This window comes from Pseudomonas sp. UBA6753 (genome assembly GCF_002453565.1).
In the GTDB taxonomy this organism is placed as follows: Bacteria; Pseudomonadota; Gammaproteobacteria; order Pseudomonadales; family Pseudomonadaceae; genus Aquipseudomonas; species Aquipseudomonas putida_Z.
Window position 1 is genome coordinate 39,046 of the sequence record NZ_DKHD01000021.1, and the last position, 11,987, is coordinate 51,032.

The 11,987-nt window shown below is 65.0% G+C and carries 9 protein-coding genes; 4 read left to right on the top strand and 5 right to left on the bottom strand.

What is annotated here, in order from left to right; genetic code table 11:
• Window positions 1-8: 8 nt before the first annotated feature.
• From B2790_RS08100 to B2790_RS08110, 3 genes are all read right to left on the bottom strand, one after another.
• Complete coding sequence (locus tag B2790_RS08100; protein WP_025337549.1) at window positions 9-1,403, bottom strand: ethanolamine ammonia-lyase subunit EutB; 1,395 nt, start codon at window positions 1,401-1,403, stop codon at window positions 9-11.
• 46 nt (window positions 1,404-1,449) lie between these two features.
• A complete protein-coding gene (gene eat / locus B2790_RS08105; RefSeq protein WP_025337550.1) occupies window positions 1,450-2,898 on the bottom strand; it encodes an ethanolamine permease in 1,449 nt (482 codons plus the stop codon).
• Window positions 2,899-3,124: 226 nt separating this feature from the next.
• Window positions 3,125-4,645 carry an aldehyde dehydrogenase family protein gene (locus B2790_RS08110; protein WP_025337551.1) on the bottom strand — a complete coding sequence of 507 codons (1,521 nt, stop codon included), beginning with the start codon at window positions 4,643-4,645 and terminating at the stop codon, window positions 3,125-3,127.
• A 256-nt stretch (window positions 4,646-4,901) separates the two neighbouring features.
• On the opposite strand from B2790_RS08110, the gene B2790_RS08115 reads away from it, so the two are divergent.
• From B2790_RS08115 to B2790_RS08130, 4 genes are all read left to right on the top strand, one after another.
• A complete protein-coding gene (locus B2790_RS08115; RefSeq protein WP_286918592.1) occupies window positions 4,902-6,875 on the top strand; it encodes a sigma-54-dependent Fis family transcriptional regulator in 1,974 nt (657 codons plus the stop codon).
• A gap of 66 nt (window positions 6,876-6,941) precedes the next feature.
• Window positions 6,942-8,291 carry a UDP-N-acetylmuramate:L-alanyl-gamma-D-glutamyl-meso-diaminopimelate ligase gene (mpl, locus tag B2790_RS08120; RefSeq protein WP_075044477.1) on the top strand — a complete coding sequence of 450 codons (1,350 nt, stop codon included), beginning with the start codon at window positions 6,942-6,944 and terminating at the stop codon, window positions 8,289-8,291.
• On the top strand, window positions 8,288-8,917 hold the full coding sequence (gene ubiX / locus B2790_RS08125) for a flavin prenyltransferase UbiX (protein WP_013970698.1): 630 nt from the start codon (window positions 8,288-8,290) through the stop codon (window positions 8,915-8,917). The genes mpl and ubiX overlap by 4 nt, the downstream gene beginning before the upstream one ends.
• Window positions 8,914-9,201 (top strand): YceK/YidQ family lipoprotein, encoded by a 288-nt coding sequence (locus B2790_RS08130; protein WP_025337554.1) that lies wholly within the window; start codon window positions 8,914-8,916, stop codon window positions 9,199-9,201. Before ubiX ends, B2790_RS08130 begins: the two co-directional genes overlap by 4 nt.
• A gap of 88 nt (window positions 9,202-9,289) precedes the next feature.
• On the opposite strand, the gene B2790_RS08135 is transcribed toward B2790_RS08130, so the two are convergent.
• Both B2790_RS08135 and B2790_RS08140 read right to left on the bottom strand, forming a co-directional pair.
• Entirely contained in the window at window positions 9,290-9,934 is a 645-nt protein-coding gene (locus B2790_RS08135) for an oxidoreductase (RefSeq protein WP_075044479.1), read from the bottom strand.
• 27 nt (window positions 9,935-9,961) lie between these two features.
• Complete coding sequence (locus tag B2790_RS08140) at window positions 9,962-11,695, bottom strand: C13 family peptidase (RefSeq protein ID WP_274078657.1); 1,734 nt, start codon at window positions 11,693-11,695, stop codon at window positions 9,962-9,964.
• Window positions 11,696-11,987: the final 292 nt, after the last annotated feature.

The following is an 11,987-nucleotide window of genomic DNA, read 5'->3' on the forward strand; positions in this document are numbered from 1 at the left end:
GGTCATCCCTATGCAAGCTGTGCCAAGGCCTGGCGGAAGGCCGGCGGCAGGTTGTCACCAAAGCGCACCCGGCCATCGGCCTGGGTGAAGATGCCGGTGCGGGCCAGCCATGCCTCGAATTCCGGCCCGGGCTTCAGGCCCAGGGTCTGGCGCGCGTACAGCGCGTCGTGGAACGAGGTGGTCTGGTAGTTGAGCATGATGTCGTCGGAGCCGGGGATGCCCATGATGAAGTTGATCCCGGCCACGCCCAGCAGGGTCAGCAGGGTGTCCATGTCGTCCTGGTCGGCCTCGGCGTGGTTGGTGTAGCAGATGTCGCAACCCATCGGCACTCCCAGCAGCTTGCCGCAGAAGTGGTCTTCGAGGCCGGCGCGGATGATCTGCTTGCCGTTGTACAGGTACTCCGGGCCGATGAAACCGACCACGGTGTTGACCAGAAACGGCTTGAAGTGGCGGGCCACGGCATAGGCGCGGGTTTCACAGGTCTGCTGGTCGACGCCGTGGTGGGCGTTGGCCGACAGCGCGCTGCCCTGGCCGGTTTCGAAGTACATCAGGTTCTGCCCGAGGGTGCCGCGTTTCAGCGAAAGGCCCGCTTCGTAGCCTTCCTGCAGCACGTTCAGGTTGATGCCGAACCCGGCGTTGGCCGCCTCGGTGCCGGCGATGGACTGGAACACCAGGTCCAGTGGCACGCCACGGTTGATCGCCTCGATCGAGGTGGTGACGTGGGTCAGCACGCAGGCCTGGGTGGGGATGTCGTAGCGCTGGATGATGGCGTCGAGCATTTCCAGCAGGGCGCAGATCGAGGCGATGCTGTCGGTGGCCGGGTTGATGCCGATCATGGCGTCGCCGTTACCGTACAGCAGGCCGTCGAGAATGCTGGCGGCGATGCCGGCTGGCTCGTCGGTGGGGTGGTTGGGCTGCAGCCGGGTCGACAGGCGCCCGCGCAGGCCCATGGTGCCACGGAACCGGGTGACCACGCGGATCTTCTGTGCCACCAGCACCAGGTCCTGCACGCGCATGATCTTCGACACCGCGGCGGCCATTTCCGGCGTCAGCCCGGGTGCCAGGTTGCGCAGGCTGTCCTCGTTGGCCTCTTCGCTCAGCAGCCAGTCGCGCAGGCCACCCACGGTCAGGTGGCTGACCGGGGCGAAGGCCTGGGCATCGTGGGTGTCGATGATCAGGCGCGTGACTTCATCATCCTCGTAAGGGATCAGCGCTTCGTTGAGGAAATGCGTCAGCGGGATATTGGCCAGGGCCATCTGCGCGGCGACCCGTTCGCCGTCGTTGCTGGCCGCGACGCCCGCCAGGTAGTCCCCCGAGCGGGCGGGGCTGGCCTTGGCCATCACTTCCTTGAGGCTGTCGAAGCGGTAGACCAGGTGGCCGACCGTGTGTACGAAACTTGCCATACAGACTCTCCAGAGCCGCGGGTTGCCCCGCGGCGGGTGGCGGCGATCAGTGCAGGGCCTCTTCGGCCTTCTGAATCGCGGCGAATTCCTCTTCCGGTGTACCCGCGACCAGGTGGTGGCGGCTGTAGAAAGCAAAGTAGGCAATTAATACCGCATAGATCACTGCGGCGCCAATCACCACCCGTGGGTCGACCAGGAAACCGGCGACCACGGCGATGCAGGCCAGTACCAGTGCCAGGCCCGAGGTGAAGATGCCACCGGGGGTGCGGTATGGGCGCTCCATCTTCGGCCGGCGGATGCGCAGGGTGATGTGCGCTGCCATCATCAGCACGTACGACAGGGTAGCGCCGAACACCGCCACCAGGATCAGCAGGTCACCCTGGCCGGTCAGCGACAGGGCAAAGCCGATGATCCCGGGGATGACCAAGGCCAGTACCGGGGCCTTGCTCTTGTTGGTTTCCGACAGCTTGCGCGGCAGGTAGCCGGCGCGGGACAGGGCGAAGATCTGCCGGGAGTAGGCGTAGATGATCGAGAAGAAGCTGGCGATCAGCCCGGCCAGGCCGACCAGGTTGACGAAACCGCCCATCCAGGTGCTACCGCCGTAGGCTTTGGACAAGGCCTCTACCAGCGGGTTGCCGGACGCTTTCAGTGCTTCGGAGCCTGCGCCGCCGGGGCCGACCACCAGGATCAGCAGGGCGAAGGCCAGCAGCACCAGCATGGCGCCGATCAGGCCGCGTGGCAGGTCACGCTTGGGGTTCTTGGTTTCTTCGGCAGCCAGCGGCACGCCCTCTACGGCGAGGAAGAACCAGATGGCATAGGGGATGGCCGCCCACACGCCGACATAGCCGAACGGCAGGAAGCTGCTGGCGCCCACGGCGTCCGTTTTGGCGATGTCGAACAGGTTGGCTGCATCAAAATGGGGCACCATGCTCACCAGGAACACGGCCAGGGCGATGGCGGCGATGGCGGTGATGATGAACATCAGCTTCAACGCCTCACCCACGCCAAAGATGTGGATGCCGATAAACACGATGTAGAACGCCAGGTAGATCATCCAGCCGCCGATGCCGAACAGTGACTGGCAGTAGGCGCCGATGAACACCGCGATGGCGGCGGGGGCGATGGCGTACTCGATGAGGATCGCCGTCCCGGTGAGGAAGCCGCCCCAGGGGCCGAATGCGCTGCGGGCAAAGCCGTAGCCGCCGCCTGCGGTGGGGATCATCGACGACAGTTCGGCCAGCGAGAAGCACATGCACAGGTACATGGTGGCCATCAGCAGGGTGGCGAGGAACATGCCGCCCCAGCCGCCCTGGGCCAGGCCGAAGTTCCAGCCGGCATAGTCGCCGGAGATGACGTAGGCCACGCCCAGGCCGACCAGCAGGACCCAGCCGGCGGCACCTTTTTTCAGTTCACGTTGCTGGAAATAGTCCGAGCCGACTTTTTCGAAGTCGACGGAAGAGCCTGCCGGCGAGCCGGCGGAATGATCGCTTGGCATAGATTCACCTGTTGTTTTTCTTGGTGGCCGGACTGGTTCCGGGCCGATGGTGATGGGTACTGCAGGAAGCGAGCCAGAGCGGTTGGTGCACGGTTACCGCTCTGGGTTTTGTATATGCAGGCCTGGCCTCTTCGCGGGCTTGCCCGCTCCCACAGGGACTGCACAAGTTTCAAGACCGGTGCAATACCTGTGGGAGCGGGCGAGCCCGCGAAGGCCGCGACGCGGTTTAGAAGAAGCCCAACGGATTGATGTCGTAGCTCACCAGCAGGTTCTTGGTCTGCTGATAGTGGTCGAGCATCATCTTGTGCGTCTCACGCCCGACCCCCGACTTCTTGTAGCCACCGAACGCGGCATGCGCCGGGTACAGGTGGTAGCAGTTGGTCCACACGCGCCCGGCCTTGATCCCACGGCCCATGCGGTAGGCACGGTTGATGTCGCGGGTCCACACGCCGGCACCCAGGCCGAACTCGGTGTCGTTGGCGATCGCCAGGGCTTCGGCTTCGTCCTTGAAGGTGGTGACGCTGACCACCGGGCCGAAGATTTCTTCCTGGAACACGCGCATCTTGTTGTTGCCCTTGAGCAGGGTCGGCTGGATGTAGTAACCGGTGGCCAGCGAGCCTTCCAGTTTCTCGACCTTGCCGCCGGTCAACAACTCGGCGCCTTCCTTCTGGGCGATGTCGAGGTACGACAGGATCTTCTCGAACTGCTGTTGCGAGGCCTGGGCGCCGACCATGGTGTCGGTGTCCAGCGGGTCGCCGCGCTTGATCTGCAGCACCTTCTTCATCACCACTTCCATGAACTGCGGGTAGATCGACTCCTGTACCAGTGCCCGTGACGGGCAGGTGCATACCTCGCCCTGGTTGAAGAACGCCAGCACCATGCCTTCGGCCGCCTTCTCGATGAAGCTTGGCTCGGCTTGCATGATGTCTTCGAAATACACGTTCGGCGACTTGCCGCCCAGTTCGACGGTGGACGGGATGATGTTCTCGGCGGCGCATTTCATGATGTGCGAGCCGACCGGGGTCGAGCCGGTGAAGGCGATCTTGGCGATGCGCTTGCTGGTGGCCAGTGCTTCACCGGCTTCGCGGCCAAAGCCTTGCACCACGTTGAGCACGCCTTTTGGCAGCAGGTCACCGATCACTTCCAGCAGCACGGTGATGCCCAGCGGGGTCTGTTCGGCCGGCTTGAGCACCACGCAGTTGCCGGCGGCCAGTGCCGGGGCAAGCTTCCAGGCGGCCATCAGGATCGGGAAGTTCCACGGGATGATCTGCCCGACCACGCCCAGCGGCTCGTGGATGTGGTAGGCCACGGTGCCTTCGTTGATTTCCGCGGCGCCGCCTTCCTGGGCGCGGATGCAGCCAGCGAAGTAGCGAAAGTGGTCGACCGCCAGCGGAATGTCGGCATTGAGGGTTTCGCGGATCGGCTTGCCGTTGTCCCAGGTTTCGGTGATTGCCAGCAGTTCGAGGTTCTGCTCGATACGGTCGGCGATCTTCAGCAGAACGTTGGAGCGGTCCTGCACTGAAGTGCGGCCCCAGGCGTCGGCCGCAGCGTGGGCGGCATCCAGGGCTTTATCGATGTCTTCGGCAGTGGAGCGAGGGAATTCAGCGATCAGCTTGCCATTCACCGGGGAGGTATTTTCGAAGTACTGCCCCTTTACCGGAGGAACGAACTCACCACCGATGTAGTTGCCGTAGCGGCTCTTGAAGGAAACCTTCGCGCCTTCGGTACCGGGATGTGCGTAACGCATGGTGTGTCTCCTGGCTATTGTGTTTGTTAGGGAGTTGGAAAGCGTAGAGCAAAGGTTGGGCCAGCGTTTCGAGCACCAGGCAAATCAATGACTTGGCTCGGTTCTTTGGGCCTGGCCCACGGTCGCTGTGCCAGCGCCGGTACGCGCGGGGGGTGACACTTTGTGCCATTTGCGACACGTAACCGGAGGGTGCATTGCAAAGCCTTCCCGGGTGGAGGATGCTGGCGGGACTCTCTATCTGCGGAGAACTACAACAATGCAGAGCAATCATTTCAGTCGCCATGCCCAGCAAGTCCATACCGTCGCCCATGGTGGGGCCGGGGAGGGCGGCAGTGACCCGTCCATCGCCCGCTCCTGGCTGCGCTGCCTGGAGGACTACCACCTCGACCCGTCGGTGATCGAGGCTCCGGTGGTGCTCGAGCATGGGCGCCTGCTGGAAAGCCGCGAGCGCCTGCGCCAGGTGCTGCAGATTGCCGACCATGAAATGAACAGCCTGCACCAGCAGCTTTCCGGGGCCGGCCATGCAGTGCTGCTGACCGATGCCCGTGGGGTGATCCTGAATTGTGTCAGCGCGCCGACCGAGCGGCGCAGCTTCGAGCGCGCCGGCCTATGGTTGGGCGCTGACTGGAGCGAGGCGCGCGAGGGCACCAACGGCATCGGCACCTGCCTGGTCGAGCGCCAGGCGCTGACCATTCACCAGAACGAGCACTTCCGTGGTCGCCACACCGGCCTGACCTGCTCGGCCAGCCCGGTGTTCGACCCGCATGGCGAGCTGCTGGCAGTGCTGGATGTGTCTTCGGCGCGGCCCGACGTTTCCCGGCAAAGCCAGTTCCACACCATGGCCCTGGTCAACCTGTCGGCGAAGATGATCGAAAGCTGCTACTTCCTGCGCCATTTCGAACAGCAATGGCTGCTGCGTTTTCACTTGCAGGCCGAGTCGGTCGGCCTGTTCAGCGAAGGCCTGCTGGCGTTCGACGGTGACGGGCGCATCTGCGCCGCCAACCAGAGCGCGCTGAACCTGCTGGGCACGGTGCGTGGTGGCGTGCTGGGCAAACCGCTGGAACGCTTTTTCGCTTGCAGCCACGACGAACTGTTCAGCCGCGCCACGCCCGGTGGCAGCACGGCCTGGCCGCTGCATACCCTGGACGGGCGCCAGGTGTTCGCCAGCCTGCGTGGCCAGGCGCGCGCACCGGTGTGGTCGGTGCCGGCCGCCCAGCCGCGACCCGCACGGGAAGTGGAACCGCTTATCTGCCTGCTCGACCCGGCCTTGCAGAACGACTTCCGCCGCAGCGTGCGGGTGTTCGAGCGCGATGTGCCGCTGTTGCTGCGCGGCGAGACCGGCTGTGGCAAGGAGGCCTTTGCCCAGGCCGTGCACCAGGCCAGCGAGCGGCGCAGCAAGCCGTTCGTCGCCATCAACTGCGCCTCGATCCCGGAGAGCCTGATCGAGAGCGAACTGTTCGGCTACCGCGGCGGCAGCTTTACCGGTGCGCGCAAGGAAGGCATGCGCGGCAAGCTGCTGCAGGCCGATGGCGGCACCTTGCTGCTGGACGAGATTGGCGACATGCCACTGGCCCTGCAAACCCGCCTGCTGCGCGTGCTGGAGGAGCGCCAGGTGGTGCCGATCGGTGGCGAGCCGCAGGCGGTCGATGTGCGCATTGTCAGCGCTACCCACCGTGACCTGCTGGAACGGGTGGAGCAGGGCAGTTTCCGCGAGGACCTGTATTACCGGCTGAATGGCCTGGAAGTGGCATTGCCTGCGGTGCGCGAGCGCAGTGACAAGGCGCAGTTGCTGGACTTTCTGCTGCGTCAGGAGGCGCAGGGAGAACCGATCGATATCGAGCCCAGGGCGCGGCAGGCACTGCTCGACTTCGCCTGGCCGGGCAACGTGCGGCAGATGCGCAACGTGCTGCGTACCCTGGTGGCACTTTGCGAAGACTCCCGCATCGTGTTCCCTGATCTCCCCGCCATTGTTCGCGAGGGCTTCGCCCTCGATCGCCGGCAAGCCAGCTCCCACCTCGATCGCGGTGGCTTCAGGCCATGTGCAATCCCTGTGGGAGCCGGCTTGCCGGCGATAGGGCCTGCCGCGTTGGAGGATGCCGAGCGCCATGCGCTGCTGGCGACCCTGGAGGCAAAACACTGGCACCTCACCCGTGTCGCCGAGCACTTGGGCATCAGCCGCAATACCTTGTATCGAAAACTGCGCAAACACGGCATCACCAGGGCCGACTGAGCGAAACATCTGGTGCGATTTGTCGCGCCCTGGGCTACCCTGCCTCGATGTTTTGCGAGGTCGACCATGCATATTCACATTCTCGGTATTTGCGGCACTTTCATGGGCTCGCTGGCGGTGCTGGCCAAGGAACTTGGCCACCGCGTCACCGGCTCGGACGCCAACGTCTATCCCCCGATGAGCACCCAGCTCGAAGCCCAGGGCATCGAGCTGACCCAAGGCTATGACCCGGCCCAGCTGGACCCGGCGCCAGACCTGGTGGTCATCGGCAACGCCATGTCGCGTGGCAACCCGGCGGTGGAGTACGTGCTGAACAAGGGCCTGCCCTATGTTTCCGGCCCGCAGTGGCTGGCCGACCACGTGTTGCAGGGCCGCTGGGTGCTGGCCGTTGCCGGTACCCACGGCAAGACCACGACCAGCAGCATGCTGGCCTGGGTGCTGGAACATGCCGGCATGAGCCCGGGCTTCCTGATTGGCGGTGTGCCACAGAACTTCTCGGTATCGGCGCGCCTGGGCGATACGCCGTTCTTCGTGGTCGAAGCCGACGAGTACGACAGCGCCTTCTTCGACAAGCGCTCGAAGTTCGTCCACTACCACCCGCGCACGGCGATTCTCAACAACCTTGAGTTCGACCATGCGGACATTTTCCCCGATCTGGCCTCGATCGAGCGGCAGTTCCACCACCTGGTGCGCACTATCCCCAGCGAAGGCCTGGTCATCCACCCCACCACCGAGCTGGCGCTGGAACGGGTGATCGGCATGGGTTGCTGGACCCCGGTGCAGACCACCGGTGAAGGTGGCCAGTGGCAAGCCCGTCTGCTCAGCCCCGACGGCTCGCGCTTCGAAGTGCTGTTCGACGGCGAAGCGCAGGGCGTGGTGGACTGGGCGCTGACTGGCCAGCACAACGTCGCCAACGCCCTGGCTACCCTGGCAGCGGCGCGCCATGTAGGCGTGGTGCCAGCCATGGGCATCGAAGGCCTGAGCGCCTTCAAGAGCGTCAAGCGGCGCATGGAGAAGGTTGCCGAAGTGCAGGGCGTGACCATCTACGATGACTTCGCCCACCACCCGACCGCCATCGCCACCACCCTCGACGGCCTGCGCAAGCGCGTCGGCGAGGCCCCGGTGATCGCCGTGATCGAGCCGCGTTCCAACTCGATGAAGCTCGGTGCCCACCGTGACGGCCTGCCGGAAAGCGTCAACGACGCCGACCAGGTGATCTGGTACGCCCCGGCCAACCTTGGCTGGGACCTGGCTGCCACCGCCGCGCAATGCAAAGTGCCCAGCGTGGTGGCCGACAGCCTCGAAGCGATCATCGAGCGGGTCAAGGGCCAGGCTCGCCCAGGCACCCATGTGGTGATCATGAGCAACGGCGGTTTCGGCGGCCTGCACGGCAAGCTGGCCGAGGCACTGAAGTGAGCGGGCCGGAACGCATCACCCTGGCCATGACGGGCGCCTCTGGCGCCCAGTATGGCCTGCGCCTGCTCGACTGCCTGGTGCGCGAGGACCGCGAGGTGCACTTCCTGATCTCCAAGGCCGCGCAACTGGTGATGGCTACCGAGACGGACGTGGTGCTGCCGGCCAAGCCACAGGCGATGCAGGCCTTCCTCACCGAATATACCGGCGCTGCCGACGGGCAGATCCGCGTGTATGGCAAGGAGGACTGGATGTCGCCGGTGGCCTCGGGCTCCGGCGCCCCGGCGGCAATGGTAGTGGTGCCCTGTTCCACTGGCACCTTGTCGGCGATTGCCACTGGTGCCTGCAACAACCTGATCGAACGTGCTGCCGACGTTACCCTCAAGGAGCGTCGCCAGCTGATCCTGGTGCCGCGCGAGGCGCCGTTCTCCACCATCCACCTGGAGAACATGCTCAAGCTGTCGCAGATGGGCGCGGTGATCCTGCCGGCGGCGCCGGGCTTTTATCACCAGCCGCAGACCATCGACGACCTGGTCGACTTCGTGGTGGCGCGCATTCTCAACCTGCTGAACATTCCCCAGGACATGTTGCCGCGCTGGGGTGAGCACCACTTCGGGGTGGATGATTGAAGCGAGCGCTGGCGGGTTTGCTGGCGCTGGTGCTGCTTGGTGGCTGCGCCACGGTGCGCACGCTGGATGCCAACAAGCCCGGGGCACCGGTGGTGTATGCCGGTACCCGGTTGGACTTGTATGTGATCAATGGCGGGTGCTGCCCGCGGGATCATTACGGGGCTGATGCGCCGGCGTACCCGGGGCTGGACCTGCCGGGGAGCATGTTGCTGGATACCTTGTTGCTGCCGTTGTCGCTGCTCACGGCAGCCGGTGTAGGCTTCCAGGCCACTGGCGGCCTGTAAGGGCCCTTTCGCGGGCACGCCCGCTCTACAGGGATCACTGTACCTGTGGGAGCGGGCGTGCCCGCGAAGAGGCCATCACAAGTGAAGCCTAATTCTTGCCCAACCTGCGCAACTCATCCGACTCCACAATCCGCACACCGTCCTCTTCCTCCAGCGCCAGCCGCCACAGCGCCCGGGCCAAGGTACAAGCCTCGATCCCCCGATACTTCCCGGGTATCAGCTTGGCAAACGGCGAAGCCAATTGTTCGCCGAGCCGCGGTTCGACCCGCTCGCCCAGCAGCAACGATGGCCGCACGATGGTCAGCTGCGGCCAATCCTGGGCCTTGAGTGCCTCTTCCATCTCGCCTTTGACCCGGTTGTAGAAAACCGACGATTTCGGGTCGGCGCCCAACGCACTGACCACCAGCAGATGCCGTGCGCCCAACTCCCGGGCGCGCTTGCTGAACGCCACAACCATGTCCAGGTCCACCGCGCGGAAGGCCGACTCGGAACCGGCCTGCTTCAGCGTGGTGCCCAGGCAGCAGTAGGCGATATCGACCCGCCCGGCCAGCTGTGGAAGGAACACCGCCGGGTCGCCTACCGGGTTTTCCAGGTGCGGGTGCTCGGCCAGTGGCCGGCGGGTTGGCGCCAGTACGCGGGTGATGGTGGGCTCGTTGAGCAGGCGGTCGAGCAGGTGTTCACCTGTCAGACCCGTGGCACCGGCAAGCAGGACATGCTGAGGCGTCAAATACATGATGTCTCTCCCTTGTTACACACAAGCTTAGTGGTTGCCGGGCGTTTGCGCCTGTTCCCCCACGTTGGCCTGTGCGGCGTTACGCAATGCTTCTTCGGCCTGTTGGCGGCGCAGGTGCTGCCAGTGCTCAAGCACATTCGGCGGCGCCCACAGCTGCGGTTCGGAGGCCTCGAAACCTTCCCTTTGTTCTCTTTCGGCAACGCTGGCGCGCGCCAGTTCAAACGCCTGTTTCAGGTCGTCGGTCTGGTTCAGCGCTTCGGCGAACAGGGCATCGCCGAAGTAGGTGAAATCGGCTTCTTCCGAGCAACCGAAGGACACGCGGTCGGCCCGGGCGGCGGTCATGATCAGCGTGCGCTCATCCTTGAGCGGGGCGATATAGCCCCCTGAATAGCACGCGGATATGACAATGACCTTGTCGCGGTCCTTCAGCGGTGCCAGGGCGCTGGCGAGTTCGTCGGCGGACAGGTCGGCCAGCTGCAGGCGCGGTTGGTCGAACACCAGCTGGTGGTCGTGGCTGCCATGGCTGGTGAGGTAGATGAACACCAGGTCTTCGGGGCCGCTGCGCTCGGCCAGGGTGCGGGCGGCGCGGGTAAGGTTTTCACGCGTGGCCATGGGGCGGGTGGTCATGTGATCGCGGTGGTTGACCAAGGTCACCTGGCCACGGGCGCCAAAGCGCACCTTGAGCATGTTGCTGACGTAGTCGGCTTCGCGCATGAACACGCTCTGCTGGCCATCGCCGCCCACCACCAGGCTGTACAGCTGGACTGCTGGCGCCGAGCGCGGTACCCGGGCCAGCGCTTCGTCCAGCAAACGGCCCTGGTTGAGCAGCGCCAGGTCCAGCGGGTCGGGCAACAGTTTGCCGTTCTGGTCGCGTACGCGCACGCCGTTGCTCCAGGTGCCGCTTTCGACCTTGCCGTTGGCCAGGATCAGCCGGCCCTGGCCGTGGTAGGCATCGTTGAGGAAGCCGCCGATGTATTTGCTGCCGTCAGCCAGTTGCAGGCTGCCCCGGCCCGACAAGCGCCAGTCGGCAAAGGTGCCCTTGTAGTGGCTGCCATCGCTGCCCAGCAGTTCGCCTTCGCCGACCAGCGAGCCGTCCTTGAATTCGCCGATCCACACATCACCATCGGCATTTTCGTAGCGGCCACGGCCTTCCAGGCGGTTGTCCTTGAACTCACCGATGTACTGCTCGCCGTCGACGCTCTCGTAGGTGCCGCTGCCTTCCAGCTGGCCGTTGATGAAGTGGCCGCTGAACTGGTTGCCGCTGGCATCGCTGCGCACCCCGGCACCGTTGGGCTTGCCCTTGGCGAACAGGCCCTGATAGCGGCTGCCGTCGGCCAGTTCCAGCTCGCCGGCGCCTTCGTACAGGTCGTCCTTGAACTGGCCGCGGTAGGTCTGGTCGGCTTGCTTGAGGGTGCCTTCGCCGTCGCGGCGGCCGTGGCTGAAGGTGCCGGCATAGTGGCTGCCCGGGGTGTTCAGCTCACCTAGCCCCTGGAACAGCCCTGCGGCGAACTGGCCGCGGTAGACCTCGCCGTTGCGGCCGTGCCATTCGCCCTGGCCGTGCCATTGGCCGTCCTTGAAGGTACCGGCGTACCAGCTGCCGTTGGGGTAGTCGATCCGTCCCTCGCCTTGCAGCAGGCCATCGACCACCTGCCCCCGGTACCGCCCACCGTCAGGCAGGCGCGCGTCCGGCGGGAGCAGCGATTCGCCATCGCCGCAGGCGGCGAGCAGCAGGACCAGGGTGACGGGGAGCAGTGAACGCATGGCGAGAACCGGGCAATAGGTCTGCCGAGTATGACGCAGAATGGGATCCTGAAACAGCGAAGGCATGTGCTGGCGCAGCTCTCGAGCCTGCACTGCATCCAAAAGCTGGCACGGAACCTGTGGGAGCGGGCGTGCCCGCGAACACCGGCGGAGCCGGTGCCATCCACCGAGCTGCCTGATTCGCGGGCACGCCCGCTCCCACAGGTTCCGCGGGGACTTTCAACTTTGCGTAATACCTGTGAGAGCAACTGTCTTGCTCAATTTCAAAAAGCTGGCGCGATCCCTGTGGGAG

What these genes read in the sequence shown, in the direction of transcription:
- B2790_RS08135 (WP_075044479.1), bottom strand. Translation starts at nt 9,934, where the DNA reads ATGTATTTGACGCCTCAGCATGTCCTGCTTGCCGGTGCCACGGGTCTG.
- B2790_RS08110 (WP_025337551.1), bottom strand. Translation starts at nt 4,645, where the DNA reads ATGCGTTACGCACATCCCGGTACCGAAGGCGCGAAGGTTTCCTTCAAG.
- B2790_RS08115 (WP_286918592.1), top strand. Translation starts at nt 4,902, where the DNA reads ATGCAGAGCAATCATTTCAGTCGCCATGCCCAGCAAGTCCATACCGTC.
- mpl (WP_075044477.1), top strand. Translation starts at nt 6,942, where the DNA reads ATGCATATTCACATTCTCGGTATTTGCGGCACTTTCATGGGCTCGCTG.
- B2790_RS08140 (WP_274078657.1), bottom strand. Translation starts at nt 11,695, where the DNA reads ATGCGTTCACTGCTCCCCGTCACCCTGGTCCTGCTGCTCGCCGCCTGC.
- eat (WP_025337550.1), bottom strand. Translation starts at nt 2,898, where the DNA reads ATGCCAAGCGATCATTCCGCCGGCTCGCCGGCAGGCTCTTCCGTCGAC.
- B2790_RS08100 (WP_025337549.1), bottom strand. Translation starts at nt 1,403, where the DNA reads ATGGCAAGTTTCGTACACACGGTCGGCCACCTGGTCTACCGCTTCGAC.